Consider the following 14355-nt stretch of genomic DNA (forward strand, 5'->3'; position numbering starts at 1 on the left):
ACCTCGGGGGTGGGGGTAACCTGGGGCTGAGAGGAAAGCCAGTCCACCACCACGGCGTGCTGGAAGGTGTAGCCTGTCTTCTTGAGCCTCATCTGGAAGGTATAGGTGCCGTTTTCCGTGACGGTAAACACATTGCCGCTGGCAGCTTCTCCATTGACCGCCAGCACCTGCACATAGTCCGGGTTGATGTTCAGGGTCAAGGTGGTCTCTCCCTGCCCGTCTGCCACGCTCACCAGCTGGTCATCCTGGGGCTTGGTGGGGTCGATCCAGGCCACGGTGGCGGTGTAGGTGGTCTCGTTGCCCGCCGCATCCCGGATGACGAACTTATAGGAATGGTTGGTGTCGAAGACGTGTACGCCGTTGGAACCGTCCACAAAGACCACGTCCTCACTGAGATTCTTCAGGGTGGCAGTGACGGGCTGGCTGGTCCACCCCTTCAGGTCGTACACCAGCTCTCCCTTGGGGGCCTCCCGGTCAATCCAGGTCACCACCGCCTCCACGCTCTGCTCCTTTCCGTTGGCATCGGTATAGGTGAAGATATGGGTGCCGTTGTCCTCAAAGACATACTCCGTCACCTCCGCCGTGCACCCCTGGGGCAGTTCCAGGGTGGCGGTGACGTTCTGGTTGGTGGGGGCCTGGGTGGAGTAGGTCACCTGGGCCTGGGCGTCATAGGACTGGGTGGCGTCCACATAGAAGTCCAGCATCTTGCCGTTGAAATACTTGTTCATCTCCCCGACGGTATTGTAGTAGGTCTCTGTGGCCACAACCTTCACATACAGAGCCTGTGTGGGGGTGTCCAGCACGATCTCCTTGCGCTGGGTGTTGTTTTCCAGCCCCTCAAAGGTGTGGGCCAGGGTCCAGGTGTCCCCGTCCAGGCTGACGTAGATCTGCCCGGACTTGAGCCGACCGTTTTGGCCGCCGGGCAGGTAGGCGAGCTTGGAGAGATACCGCACCCCATCCAGCTTGACGGTGTAGAACTTGCCGTCGTTGGTGGCATTAAACAGGGTGTGCCAGGTGGTGTTGCCGCTGCCGTCAATGAAGTTGGCCGCAGCGTGGTCTGCCCCGGTGCTCTGCTGGGAAGAGAAGTCCACCAGGGTCACATGTTGAAGCTGGAGATAGGTCTGCTGGGGGATATCGGTGGAGGGGTGGAAGGTATAGGTGCTTTTCGGCCCTTGCAGGTACACCCCATGGGCCTTGTACCGCACCATCACGTCCACCTCTCCGGTAAAGCGGGTAGAGCTGGTCAGCCCCGCCTCATAGTCCTGCCAATTCGCTCCTCCGTCTACGCTGTACTCCATGGCATCGGTGGCGCCAATAAACAGGTCCTCGTTGTCATTGAGGTACACCTTCGTGGGCTGCACCGCCTGTCCAGGCAGGATGTCAATGGTGTGGGTGGTCTCCACGCCCACCAGGCCTACCACGATGTCGTGCTCTGCGCTCACACGCTCCAACTGCTGCGGTGTGAGGGTGATGATATGCTCGGGAGTATAGGACACTTCCTCGCCGTCAATCAGGTGCTTCTCCCAGGTGATTCCACCGTCCAGGGAATAGCGGACCATGAACTCATACTGGTCGTAGCTCTCGTCCAGGACAATGGAATTGGGGTGCTCCCCGTCAAAGGAGAAGGTGGCCAGCTCCACCCCCTGGCCCAGCAGGGAGTTGGCGATCTCTCGGCAGGCGTCGGGCTGGAGGCTCTCATCGGCAGTGGCCTGGGAGGCAGCGTGCAGAGCCTGGGTCTTCAGGGTGTTCACCTCCACCACCGACAGGTTGTTGGTGAGGTGGGGGGTGATGAGCCCCAGCAGATCCACCATAACGGCGGGATAGTAGGTGTATTCATCCACCACACGGCGGGCCAGTGTTTCCCACTCCTCATTGGTGGTGCTGGTATCGGCAGCGTAGAACTTGATAAGCCCATACATACCGTCCAGATTGAAGCTCAGCTCGTTCAGGCACTGCTTCAGAGCCTGCTCACGGCGGTCACTTCCGGCGGGATAGGATGCGGCCAGGAAGTTGGCGTACATGGACTCCAGGTAGCTGTCATACTCGTTGAGAGCCGCCTGAGCCAGCAGAATATAGGTGGTGTTATTCTTGTTGTAGTTGGTGATGTACTCCATGCACCCCCAGCCCAGCAGCAGCCGGGCCTCGGTGGCGATGGTGTCCCCCCAGCGGGAGTAGGACTGGCCCCACCCCCCCACGTTGTTCCAGATGGTCCAGGTGCCGTCCCCGTTGTCGTTTTGGCTGTAAATCAAATAGGCCTCATGGCCAGGCTGGTAGGTGTTCACCGCGGGGATGCCGTGCACCTCGGCGGTGTTCATACCCATGCCTGAAATGCCCCAGCAGATGCCGCCCTTCTCCATCATCATCCACAGGCGGAACAGATTCTCCACGCCATAGGTCACCCCGTACTTCAGGAACCCATACTTGGCATCCCATTGGCTCTTATAGGCAGGGTCGTAAAATTCCGCATCGTTGTACCAGGTGTTCACATAGTTGACAAAGGTGTAGCCGTTGATGCGGTCATCGAGGTCGGCGCACCGGCTCTCAGTGTACTTCCGCAGCCACAGGATCTCGCTGTCGTCCATCTTGGCGTCCATCACATACCGCACCAGCTCCATGGGGTAGGTCTTGAACTCCTCTTTCCGGGCAAAGTAGCCCTTGTCATAGAGATCCTTCATGGCGGTGTACTTCTTCACCGGGTCGGAGGAGATGGCATCCCCGCCGTAGTTGACCATATAGGTCTTTTTGTAGGCATATAAATCAACTTCTCGGCTATGAGAACATGGTATTTTAGGCCTTTTTGTCCGGTCTTTGCCCAGAAAAAAGCCTGTCTCTCAGTACTCAAGGCGTTGGGACAGGCCCATCTATTTCCATATTTGTTGACAAACTATCACTTTTCCAAATTTTTATCAACAAATTGACAATACCGTAAATAAGAATAATTGTCCATAGCGGGAAATAGCATCCAGGAATATGGAGGTGGTACGGGGTGCACCACCTCCCGGGATTCCGGTCACATGGGCCCTTGCTCTTGCTTATGCTCCGCAAAATCCTTCCCCACGGCACCCAGCAGATTGCGGCGGGTGACGATGCCGCACAGGGCGTTGCGATCGTCCACCACCGGAACAAAATTCTGCTCCATGGCCAAATCCATAACCTCCTGAAAGGTGGCACGGATGCTCACAGCGGGGCAAAAATCGGAGCGCATAATGTCTCTGATCTTGGTCTGTTCCAGTTTCTTTTTGTCGGTGGAATTCACCTCCAAAACGTGGCGGAGAAAATCTCCCTCGGTGACGCAGCCCACATAGCCCCCCTGTCCGTCCAGCACAGGGATGGCGGTGTAGCTGTTGTGGCACATGGTTTCCAGGCCCTGCCGCACCGTGTTATCCTGGTGGAGCACGATGGTGCACGCCTTGGGGATCATAATTTTTGCAATGTTCATGGATATTTCCTCTTGGAATGGGGTAGTCGTAACGGTCGAAATACGTCGATCTCCCACGGGGGGAGCTATCTCTATGATAGCACAGCTTCCTGCCTTTGGAAAGGCCCTCCCCCTGCCGAAAAAAATTTTCTCCACCCGCCCCTTGACAGAGGAGAGCATCACCAGCAGCTATGTGCGCCGGGAGCGGCCCGATGTCATCGTCAACATTGTGGATGCCACCAATTTGAGCCGCTCCCTGTTCTTTACCACCCAGCTGCTGGAGCTGGGCATTCCCGTGGTGGTGGCCCTGAACAAGCAGGACCTCAACGAGAAAAAGGGCACCAGCATTGATGTTCCCGCCCTATCCCGTGCCCTGGGCTGCCCGGACGGGCACAGCTGTCCCCACAGCAAACACGGTGGTTGCAGCTGTCACAAGTAAAAAAGGCAAACAGAGATGATGCAGCTGCGGCTGCATCATCTCTGTTTGCCTTCTATGATGTTCGATCATTTCTATTTGTTTTATCAAAAATAAGCTAACACCATACGCGAATAGACTAATATATTTTGCTTAATCAAAAATTATTTAGTTTATTTTGCGTTTTGTTTTGCAAGTTCCCCTTGATTTTTACAAGTTGATTTGGTAGTGTTAGTGTAATCTCAGGAGGTGATACACATGTTGCCAGAAGAATTGGTAGAATTGGCCCAACATGTATGCAGAAATAAATCCGAGGGGCAAACCATTGAAATCAAGGCAGCCCATGTGGATTGTCCCAAACGACTTTATGACACGCTTTCCAGCTTCTCCAATCAGGACATGGGTGGAATCATTCTGTTTGGTATTGACGAAACTGCTGATTATCAAGTGGTGGGGGTCTACGATGCCCAAGACCTGCAAAAAAAGGTAACCTCTCAGTGTATGCAAATGGAGCCTCCCGTCCGAGCTGTGTTCACCTTAGCCGAGATGGAGGGAAAACTGATCTGCTCGGCAGAAATCCCCTCCATTGACATTTCTGAACGGCCCTGTTATTACCAGGGTGCAGGGCGTATGAAAGGCGCCTATATTCGTGTGGGCGACTCCGATCAAACCATGACAGACTACGAATTGTACAGCTATGAGGCATTTCGAAAGCATCTGCACGATGATGAACGCCCGGTTCCTCGGGCCAGTCTGTCTATGCTGGATCAAAACCTGCTTCAGCAGTATGTCCTGCAAAAAAGCATAGAACGCCCTGGATTTTCCCAACTGCCTCAGGAGCAGGCCTATGAGATGCTGAACCTGACCCGGGATGGCGTTCCCACATTGGCTGCTGTCCTAAACTTCGGTCTCTATCCCCAGGGATATTTCCCTCAGCTTGGCATTACCGCCATTGTGGTTCCTGGTACAGAAATCGGAGCCGTAGGTACGGACTCTTCCCGTTTTTTGGACAACAAACGTATCGAGGGCACGATTCCTACCATGGTCACAGATGCCCTTCACTTTTGTATGCGCAATATGAAAGTTCGCACGGTCATCAGCCAGGAAACCGGTCAACGCACCGATTATACAGAATATCCCATCGACGCCCTGAGAGAGGCTATCTTAAACGCTCTGATTCACCGGGATTACAGCTTTTACACCGAGGGCACTCCGGTACAAATCGACTTTTTCTCCGATCGAGTGGAAATCCACAGTCCCGGAAGTCTCTACGGACGCATGAGTGTGGAGCAACTGGGCCATGCCCGCCCGGATCTTCGCAATCCTGCGCTGGCTGTCATGGCCGAGGCCCTTACCAAGGCAGAAAACCGCTATTCCGGCATCCCCACCATTCGCCGCACCATGAAAGAACACGGACTTCCAGAACCCAAGTTTGAAAACCGCCGTCACGAATTTGTGGTCACCCTGTACAACCACCCCACCGTTTCTCACGCTGTAACACCCCCCCAGCAATCCCCTTCCTCTGCCAATCCCACGCAACAACTGCTGAATTTTTGCCAAACCCCTCGCTCCCGCCAGGAAATTCTGGATTTTTTAGGTCTGAAGACCACATTCTACGCCATGCAGCACCACATCAAGCCACTTCTGGATGCAAATTTACTGGCTATGACCATCCCCAACAAACCCAAAAGCCGCCATCAAAAGTTCTATACCATTTCAAAAGATTGAATCTTACCCCAAAAAACATGGATAGGGATGCAGCATTTGCCGCATCCCTATCCATGTTTTTATTCTCACAGCTTCAAAATCTGATGTTTTTCATCATACAGGGTCTTACTTCCAAAGTACAGTGTCCCAAAGCAGGCGCAGGTCTGAGGTGGTATGTATCATCTCCACAGTCCATTCCTCCTCATGGCTGGATGTCCACAACCCGGGCCACCCCATCATTGACCACAAAGTGTACCTCTAACCCGGCAAAGCCAAAGCCGTACACCCGCTGGCTGTCTTTTTGGTAGGACGGCCGGGGGTCCTGAGCCAGCACACCCGTGAGGGCCGCCCGCTTCTCCTCCGGCACCAGGCTCAGCAGATGGGGCGGAATGTCCACCTCCAGCTTTTGCTCCGGGGCCTCCTGGGCAAAGCCCCCCACCGCCTGGGGACGGCAGTCGGCGTAGGGTACGTAGGGTTTGATGTCATAGATGGGGGTTCCGTCCATCAAATCCGCTCCCCCCACATGGATCACCGGGCCCTGGGAGGTATGTTCCTCCACCCCCACCAGCTCCACGCAGGACAGGCCAATGGGATTGGGCCGGAAGGGGGAACGGGTGGCAAAGACCCCCATGCGGGCATTGCCTCCCAGCCGGGGCGGGCGCACCGTGGGAGACCAGGGCTTGCCCACGCACTGGGAAAACTCCCAAATGAGCCACAGGTGGGAAAACCCATCCAGCCCCCGCAGCGCCTCCGCCTCCCGGTATTCCGGTTCAAAGACGATGGTGGCCTGGAGCTCCCGCACCAGACCCGCCTGCCGGGGCACCCCGAACTTGGTGGTAAAATCCGTGTGAATGTGGGCGATGGGTTTCATGAAAGCACCTCTTTTTTGTTGTTTGGGTCTATGATATCATACCGTGTCGTCTCTCGTCAGCAATTTTTGACAGGTGGCATCAATGCCGATGGCGCCCAGGGGTGCGGTGATGAGAATACCCAGCACCGCCACGGACAGCACGATGGGCCCGCAGGACAGCCCCATAGCCAGAGGCACCGAGCCGATGGCGGCCTGCACCGTGGCCTTGGGCAGGTAGGCGATGACACAGAACAGCCGCTCCTTCCAGGTGAGTTTGGTGCCCGCCACGCACAGGCACACACCCACGGCCCGGAAGATGAGGGCACACAGAATCATCCCCACCGCAGCCCCGCCGGCCTCCAGGGTATAGCGGATATCCACGGCGGCGCCCACCAGCACAAAGAGAATGACCTCGGCGGCGATCCACAGCTTGCCGAACTTCTCAGACAGACGCTTGGAGACAAAGGTGGGGCTCTTGATCTTCAGCACGCAGGCCATGCTGACCACCGCCAGCAGGCCGGAGACCGACACCACGCCCTCCAGCCAGGTCTCCACTGCCATGAGGGTGAAGGACACACCCAGGACGATGATTACCTTGGTGCTGTTGCGCACACAGTGGCGATGGGCATAGGCCGTCTCAAAAAAGTTGCTCAGGCACCAGCCCACCAAAGCCCCCAGAGCCACCCCCAGCACGATGGAAATGGGGATGTTGACAAAGTCCATGACGTTGGGGTTCCCGCCTTGAGCCATGCCCGTAAAGGTGGTAAAGAGGACGATGACAAAGATGTCGTCGCAGGAGGCCCCGGCCAAAATCATCTGGGGGATGCCCTTGCGGGTGCCATGTCCCGTCTCCATCAGGCGCACCATCCGGGGCACCACCACCGCCGGAGACACCGCACCCAGCACCGCACCCATGACGGCGGCCTCCATGATGTTCACCCCCAACAGGTAGGGGGCCAGGAGCACATAGCCTAAAATCTCAAAGCTGGCAGGGACAAAGGACATCATCACCGCAGGCCGTCCCACCTTTTTCAAATCGGACAGGTTGAGAGACAGCCCCGCCTTGAGCAGAATGATGATGAGGGCCATTTGCCGCAGTTCGGCAGAGATGGACAAAATGGACGGGTCCAACCAGTCCAGCACATAGGGCCCCACCACAATACCAGTGATGAGCATCCCGATGATGCGGGGCAGCTTGATGGCCTGCACCAGTGCCGCCATGGACAGGCCCACCAGGAAAATCAGCGCCAGAGATGTTAACATAATGGATTCCTCCTCGTTTTCGGCCACAAAAAAAGCCAATGCCCCCTGTGACCTAAATCAAATCACAGAAGTCATCAGCTGCATACAGCGGTTTCGGTTGCCCGTGGGAGAACTTCATTCCCAGGGGAGATTATAGTCCACCCGCCCCGGTTTGTAAAGTATTTTTTCTCCCCCCTTGACAGTCCCCTTGTCCCCCAGGTATCATGGACTCATCCTAGATACATAGAAGGAGGGTCTCTATGAGATACGAAATCACCGGCGGCGCATTCCCCGTGGTCATCTGCCATCTGGAAGATCGGGAGCGCATGATTACCGAGCGAGGCTCCATGGTGTGGATGAGTCCCAACATGAGCATGGAGACCTCCGGGGGCGGTCTGGGCAAGATGTTTTCCCGGGCCTTCTCGGGGGAGAGCATCTTCCAGAACATCTACACCGCCCGAGGACAGGGTATGATCGCCTTTGGCTCCAGCTTCCCCGGCAAGATCATGCCCTTGAACATCGGGCCTGGTCGAGAGATGGTGTTGCAGAAAAATGCATTCCTGGCTTCAGAATCCTCCGTGGAGCTGTCCATCCATTTCAGCCGCAAGCTGGGCGCCGGCTTCTTCGGCGGCGAGGGCTTTATCATGCAGCGGCTGTCCGGGCGGGGCGTGGCCTTCGCTGAAATCGACGGCGAACTGGTGGAGTACACCCTGGCTCCGGGTCAGCAGATCGTGGTGGACACCGGCAACGTGGCCGGCTTCGAGCCCACCGTGTCCATGGATATCCAGCAAGTACCGGGTCTGAAAAATAAGTTCCTGGGCGGTGAAGGGCTGTTCAACACCCTGCTCACCGGCCCCGGCAAGGTGTGGCTGCAAACCATGCCCATCTCCAATGTGGCCATGGCCATCCGCCCCTTCATCCCCACCGGCAACGGCTAACTGGAAGTTTTTGTGTGCTCCCGGCGGAGTTGTCCTCCGCCGGGAGACATTTTTTCTTTTTGCCTCTTTACATTATCTCGTTACTGTGCTAAAATGTCGTCACTGGCTCTTCCCGGCCAGTGTCATGTGTGACAAGGAGGATATGCAACCATGAAAAAAATGATTTCTCTGGCTCTGGCCCTGGCAATGGGTCTGAGTCTCACCGCTTGCGGCAACAAAAATACAAAAACCACCGAAAGCACCAGCGATTTGGCCTACGTCCAGGACAAGGGCACCCTGGTGGTGGGCATCACCGAGTTTGAGCCTATGGACTACCAGGACACCGAGGGCAACTGGGTGGGCTTCGATGCCGACATGGCCTCCCTCTTCGCCGAGAGCCTGGGGGTGGACGTGGAGTTTCAGCTCATCGACTGGGACAGCAAAGTGATGGAGCTGGACGGCAAGACCATCGACGTGGTGTGGAATGGCATGACCCTCACCGAGGACGTGAAGGCGGCTATGGAGTGTTCCAACCCCTACTTTAACAACGCCCAGGTGGTCATCGTCAAGGCTGACCAGGCAGAGAAGTACCAGACCACCGACAGCCTGAAGGACTTGCAGTTCTCCGTAGAAAACGGCTCGGCGGGTATGGAGCAGGCAGAGGCCTATTCCTTGAACTATACCCCCGCCAAGAACCAGGCCACCGCTCTGCTGGAGGTAGCCTCGGGCACTGCGGACGCTGCCATTATTGACTACCTCATGGCCGTGGCCTCCACCGGAGAGGGCTCCAGCTATGAAAACCTCACCCACACCGTATCTCTGGCCGACGAGCAGTACGGCGTGGGCTTCCGCAAAGGCTCTGACCTGGCAGAGAAGCTCAATGCATTCTTTGCCGAAAAGTACGCCGACGGAACCATGCAGCAGGTGGCAGAGAAGTACGGCATCGCCGAAAAGCTGGTGGAACAATAACCCAGGACATACAAAGGCAGAGCGGAGGCTCTGCCTTTGGTAAGAACACCAAAAAGCAACATCTGTGCAAAGATCGTAGTGAGTCGCAGGCTTTTAAGCCCTCGGCAGAGTTTTCCCGCCTATGGGCGGGAAAATAAATTGAAATCCGTTTTTTCCGGGGACATGCGCATCGGAAAAAACACTTCTCAGACCGCCAGTGTGGCCTTGGGTCGTCCTTTGACCCAAGGGTGCATGCAGCGGGCTGCATTTTCTCTCGAAAATGCTTGCATTTTTGAGAAGCAAACTTAAGGTGGTATTTCCATGTTTCTGACGGTTATCGGAGCCCTGAACGAGGGGTTTGTACAGACTCTAAAACTGTTTTTTGTCACCCTGCTGGGTGCCCTGCCTCTGGGACTTGTCATCTGCTGGGGGTCCATGAATCGCTTTCCCCCTCTGCGGTGGCTGTGCCGGGGGCTGGTTTGGGTCATTCGAGGCACCCCCCTGATGCTCCAGCTCTTTGTGATCTTTTATATTCCAGGCATGGTGCTGGACCAAAACCCCTGGCCCGCTGGAGACTCCGGACGGTTTATTGCCGCCAGCGTCACCTTTATCCTCAACTACGCCTGCTACTTCTCCGAAATCTACCGAGGCGGCATCCAGGGTGTCCCCCGGGGCCAGCAGGAGGCGGGTCAGGTGCTGGGCATGACGAAGGGCCAGATCTTCTTCCATGTCACCCTGTTGCAGATGATCAAGCGCATTGTGCCCCCCATGTCCAATGAGGTCATCACCCTCTTAAAGGATACCGCTCTGGCGGGCGTCATCTCCCTGCAAGAGCTGCTGTGGGCGGGCGAGGCCTTCCTGAAAACCTCCCACGGCTATTCCAGCCTGCTGTGGCCCCTGTTCTTTACCGGCGTGTACTATCTGGTCTTCAACGGCCTGCTCACCCTGCTGCTGGGGCGGCTGGAAAAGAAGCTGGACTATTTCTCCTGAGAGGAGCGGCGAAACATGGCAATTTTAGAGGTAAACAACCTGGAAAAGCACTTCGGTGCCACCCGAGTGCTGGAGGATATCAGCTTCGACCTGGAGCAGGGCAAGGCCCTGGCCATCATCGGCTCCTCAGGAAGCGGCAAGACCACCCTGCTGCGCTGCTTAAACTTCCTGGAGACTCCCGACCAGGGCACCATCTCCGTGGGTGGCAACGTGATTTTTGACGCTGCCCAGCGCCGCAGCCAAACCGACAGCGAGATCCGCAGAAAGCGGCTCCACTTCGGCATGGTGTTCCAGTCCTTCAACCTGTTTCCCCAGTATACGGCGTTGAAAAACGTCACCCTGGCCAAGGAATTGCTGGCCCGGGAGCGGCCCGACTTCAAGGCCAACAAAAAGGCCATTTTAGAGGAAATCCGACAGGAGGGTATGGAACTGCTCACCAAAATGGGTCTGGAACAGCGAGCCAGCCACTACCCCAGCCAGCTCTCCGGCGGCCAGCAGCAGCGGGTGGCCATTGCCCGTGCCCTGTCCCTCAAGCCGGATATTCTCTGCTTTGATGAGCCCACCTCCGCCCTGGACCCGGAGCTGACCGGAGAGGTACTGCGGGTGATCCGAGGCCTGGTGGAGCAAAAAACCACCATGATCATCGTCACCCACGAGATGGCCTTTGCCCGGGACGTGGCCGACGAGGTGATGTTCATGGACGAAGGGGTCATCGTGGAGCGTGGCCCCGCCCGTCAGGTCATCGAAAATCCCCAAGAAGAACGCACCCGGCAATTCCTGGCCGGATACTAACATACTTCTCCAAAATGCAAGCATTTTGGAGAGGAGATACAGCCCGCTGCATGCATAATTGGGTCAAAGGGCGACCCAATTCCACACTGGCGGGCTGAGAAGTGTTTTTTCCGATGCACATGTCCCCGGAAAAAACTGATTTCAATTTATTTTCCCGCCCCTAGGCGGGAAAACTCTGCCGAAGGCTTTTCTCTATACATGATAGCCATAGCTTCTTGGGTAAGTTTTGGCTTTTGTGCAGCCTAAAAGCTCCCCATCGCTGTGCGATGGGGAGCTTTTTCTCGGTTATTTCAATTCGTCCAGGGTGGGCATGGCAGGAATGGCACCACTGCGGGAGCAGGTCACCGAGGCCGCCCGGTTGGCAAAGGCCAGAATGTCCTCCAGCTCCGCCGTCTCCAGCCCCTCCAGCACCCCCTGGGGCCGGAGGCTGAGTTGGCTGAGCACCGCCCCAAAGAAGGTGTCCCCAGCGCCGTTGGTGTCCGCCACCTTGGTGGCCACTCCGGGCACCACCCCGGTCTGGCCTCCCAAGCGGTAGAACACCCCCTGAGAACCCAGGGTGATGAGCACCAGGGAGATGCCCTTGTCTGCCATGACCCTGCTGCACACCTCAGGGTCATGGCTGCCGGAGAGCAACTCCATCTCCTCATCAGAAATCTTCAAAATATCCACCTGAGAGAGGGGGCGGCGCATCCACGCCACCGCATTCTCCTGGCTGTCCCACAAAGCCGCCCGGTAGTTGGGGTCGTAGCTCACCACCGCCCCCTGCTGCCTGGCCCGCTCCACGGCGTGGAGGGTGGCGCTGCGGGCAGGGTCTGCGGTCAGGCTCACCGAACCAAAGTGGAGAATGCCCGCCTGGGCCAGCAGCTCTTCATCCACCTGCTCCGGGGTGAGCCTGGCATCCGCCCCCCGCATGAACTGGAAGGAACGCTCCCCCTGTCCATTCACCGACACCACCGCCAAGGTGGTGGCCCCGGGAGCCGTGCGCAGCCCATGGGTGCTCACTCCGTTCTCTTCCAGCACCTGGGCCAGGTAGGTTCCAAATCCGTCCTCCCCCACCATGCCCACAAAGGCGGTGTCCGCCCCAAGCCGGGCTGCCGCCACCGCCACATTGGCGGGTGCGCCACCGGGATTGGCAGCATAGGTGGGAATGTTCTGCTGATTGACCCCCGTCTGGGTCAGGTCAATGAGAATCTCGCCGATGGTGACAATGCGCATGGAAATCCCTCTTTCCTTGAATATGGAATCGTTTTCACGCCTGAAATTATACCACACTCTGCCCGGGGACACAAGGGGAACCAGGGGGGACGTTCTCCCCTCTGCCCCAGGCCGCTCACCCCCCCCATTCTTTCCCTGCTCCCTTTTTAAGGAAAGTAGTGATTTCAAGGGAAATTGAAAACCATTGGTAAATATAGACAAAAAGGGCATACCCTCCAGATGGGGCATACCCTTTTGCGCGCTGTTTGGTTGTGAGGAGAAGTCAGACTTCCCACTCGCCCTTGTGCTCCTCCCACCACGCCGGAAAGTTGGGGTCTTTCGGGGAGAGAGTAGGAGTGCAACGGTTGTAATCTATCAGGCTGGTAATATTCCCATCCTTTGTTTGTCCAAAGCCACGCAGATAGACACAGCCCAGCGCCAATGCATAGAGTTGAAAAAGGGAATTAAAATCTTTCGTCCAGACATGATTGTCATATCGAAAGAAACCCTCTTGCAATGTGATTGCTTTTACATCGGGGAGATAGATCGTTTTCAGCTGGCCCAGCAGATAACAGATGTTTTGATCGTTTTCTTCCATCTTCTGCCTGGACAGTTGAACAATGTCCGAGGGATTCTTTGTCAGTTCTGAGCCGAGCACCTGAACATTATAGAAGTCCTCGCCCTCTTTCGCCAAGCACCGATTGAAGATGGCCTGGACATTGGCCTCGTTCAGCTCCTGCGGCTTAAATTCATTTGCCTCTTTTCTTGCTTGCTCAATAAACTCTAAATCATCGTCATCGAAAATACCCACAACACAAGCCCCCTGCTGCACCGTTCCAGTGCCAAAATTTGTTGTTTTTCCTATCATACAATACCGGCCTGCCCTTTGCAAGGCCGGCGGCGGAGATTTTCCCGGTTTCGTCAAACCGACGGAGTTTGGACCGTCACTACTGATCTTGAAAAGGGACTTCCCCTGCTTTCTCTTGCCTTTTGTTCCACAATCTGTTATCCTATATATTGCAAGAAATAGTTACTTTTTCCCCTGCGGGGATATCATATCGGTCATTGGAGGAGTAGTTATGTCTTCCATTAAAAAGAGATCTCTGGTGGATCAGGTTTACGAGCGTCTGCGCAGTGACATCATCTCCCTGAAGCTGCCCCTGGGCAGCCGGGTCAATGTCAACGAGCTGCAGGAGTATCTGGGTGTCAGCTGTACCCCCATCCGGGAGGCCATCAACCGGCTGCAGCAGGAGGGGCTGATTGCCTATGAAAACAACGTGGGCGCCCGGGTGCTCACCCTGGATGCCAAGGACGTGGAAGAGATCACCCAGCTGGCCACCACCCTGCACTGTGCCGCCGCCCGGCTGGCCATGGAGCGCACCGACCGCCAGGTGCTGATCCAGGAGCTGGATGAACGCATCCAGGCCCTGGCCGCCGCCAAGACCCCCCAGCAGCAGTCTGAGGGGATGCACCTGTTTATGGAGGTCTTTTACGTCCACTGCGGCAATCGCCGTCTGGACAAGAGTATGCTGGCCATTCAGGGTCAGCAGCTGCTGCTGCGCAATCTGTGCACCGCCCACGGCATGGACGTGGAGGCTGTTTTGCAGGATTATCGTGCCATTCTCCGGGGGGTGGAGCAAGACCAGCCCCACGACGTGTGCATGGCTCTGGATGCCATTGCTCAGCGGGTGGCTCAGGCCGTGTGCCAGCACTTGCAATAATACACCACGATACGGGGCCTCTCCTGCACAGGGGATGCCCCGTGAGCGTGTTGAAAAAGTTCGACACGCTTCTCAAAAATGCAAGCATTTTTTCGAGGAGATGCAGCCCGCTGCATGCACCCTTGGGTCAAAGGGCGACCCAAGGCCACACTGGCGGGCTG

The 14355-nt window shown here is 56.5% G+C and carries 13 protein-coding genes and 1 riboswitch; of the genes, 7 read left to right on the forward strand and 6 right to left on the reverse strand.

The window, feature by feature from the left end; genetic code table 11:
- Together H9X86_RS10505 and H9X86_RS10510 are read right to left on the reverse strand one after the other, a co-directional pair.
- A partial coding sequence (locus tag H9X86_RS10505) for a discoidin domain-containing protein (protein WP_204901475.1) occupies positions 1 to 2732 on the reverse strand: 2732 nt, incomplete at its 3' end.
- Positions 2733 to 3010: 278 nt separating this feature from the next.
- A complete protein-coding gene (locus tag H9X86_RS10510) occupies positions 3011 to 3439 on the reverse strand; it encodes a CBS domain-containing protein (RefSeq protein ID WP_204901476.1) in 429 nt (142 codons plus the stop codon).
- Between H9X86_RS10510 and H9X86_RS12545 the strand changes: the two genes are divergently transcribed.
- Complete coding sequence (locus H9X86_RS12545; RefSeq protein WP_430736100.1) at positions 3438 to 3857, forward strand: FeoB small GTPase domain-containing protein; 420 nt, start codon at positions 3438 to 3440, stop codon at positions 3855 to 3857. The two genes, H9X86_RS10510 and H9X86_RS12545, sit on opposite strands and share 2 nt — an antisense overlap.
- 234 nt (positions 3858 to 4091) lie before the next feature.
- Positions 4092 to 5561, forward strand: coding sequence for an ATP-binding protein (locus H9X86_RS10520; protein WP_204901477.1), 1470 nt, complete (start codon positions 4092 to 4094; stop codon positions 5559 to 5561).
- A gap of 181 nt (positions 5562 to 5742) precedes the next feature.
- On the opposite strand, the gene tsaA is transcribed toward H9X86_RS10520, so the two are convergent.
- The gene (tsaA, locus tag H9X86_RS10525) at positions 5743 to 6411 is read right to left on the reverse strand and encodes a tRNA (N6-threonylcarbamoyladenosine(37)-N6)-methyltransferase TrmO (RefSeq protein ID WP_204901478.1); all 669 of its coding nucleotides are present in this window, start codon (positions 6409 to 6411) and stop codon (positions 5743 to 5745) included.
- 36 nt (positions 6412 to 6447) lie between these two features.
- The gene (locus H9X86_RS10530; protein WP_204901479.1) at positions 6448 to 7653 is read right to left on the reverse strand and encodes a cation:proton antiporter; all 1206 of its coding nucleotides are present in this window, start codon (positions 7651 to 7653) and stop codon (positions 6448 to 6450) included.
- A 58-nt stretch (positions 7654 to 7711) separates the two neighbouring features.
- Positions 7712 to 7784, reverse strand: a riboswitch (Fluoride riboswitch).
- A 108-nt stretch (positions 7785 to 7892) separates the two neighbouring features.
- Here H9X86_RS10530 and H9X86_RS10535 point away from each other — a divergent pair.
- From H9X86_RS10535 to H9X86_RS10550, 4 genes are all read left to right on the forward strand, one after another.
- Positions 7893 to 8570: a TIGR00266 family protein gene (locus H9X86_RS10535; protein ID WP_204901480.1), complete on the forward strand. Its 678-nt coding sequence runs from the start codon at positions 7893 to 7895 to the stop codon at positions 8568 to 8570.
- A 150-nt stretch (positions 8571 to 8720) separates the two neighbouring features.
- On the forward strand, positions 8721 to 9518 hold the full coding sequence (locus H9X86_RS10540; RefSeq protein WP_204901481.1) for a transporter substrate-binding domain-containing protein: 798 nt from the start codon (positions 8721 to 8723) through the stop codon (positions 9516 to 9518).
- A gap of 300 nt (positions 9519 to 9818) precedes the next feature.
- Positions 9819 to 10487, forward strand: coding sequence for an amino acid ABC transporter permease (locus tag H9X86_RS10545; RefSeq protein WP_204901482.1), 669 nt, complete (start codon positions 9819 to 9821; stop codon positions 10485 to 10487).
- A 15-nt stretch (positions 10488 to 10502) separates the two neighbouring features.
- A complete protein-coding gene (locus tag H9X86_RS10550) occupies positions 10503 to 11279 on the forward strand; it encodes an amino acid ABC transporter ATP-binding protein (RefSeq protein ID WP_204901483.1) in 777 nt (258 codons plus the stop codon).
- Positions 11280 to 11564: 285 nt separating this feature from the next.
- On the opposite strand, the gene H9X86_RS10555 is transcribed toward H9X86_RS10550, so the two are convergent.
- Both H9X86_RS10555 and H9X86_RS10560 read right to left on the reverse strand, forming a co-directional pair.
- Positions 11565 to 12494: a carbohydrate kinase family protein gene (locus H9X86_RS10555; protein ID WP_204901484.1), complete on the reverse strand. Its 930-nt coding sequence runs from the start codon at positions 12492 to 12494 to the stop codon at positions 11565 to 11567.
- A 262-nt stretch (positions 12495 to 12756) separates the two neighbouring features.
- Positions 12757 to 13341 carry a hypothetical protein gene (locus H9X86_RS10560; RefSeq protein ID WP_204901485.1) on the reverse strand — a complete coding sequence of 195 codons (585 nt, stop codon included), beginning with the start codon at positions 13339 to 13341 and terminating at the stop codon, positions 12757 to 12759.
- A gap of 211 nt (positions 13342 to 13552) precedes the next feature.
- Here H9X86_RS10560 and H9X86_RS10565 point away from each other — a divergent pair, with 211 nt between their 5' ends.
- Complete coding sequence (locus tag H9X86_RS10565; protein ID WP_204901486.1) at positions 13553 to 14194, forward strand: GntR family transcriptional regulator; 642 nt, start codon at positions 13553 to 13555, stop codon at positions 14192 to 14194.
- The last annotated feature ends 161 nt before the right edge of the window (positions 14195 to 14355 follow it).

The organism is Pseudoflavonifractor capillosus (assembly GCF_016902575.1).
GTDB lineage: Bacteria > Bacillota > Clostridia > Oscillospirales > Oscillospiraceae > Enterenecus > Enterenecus capillosus_A.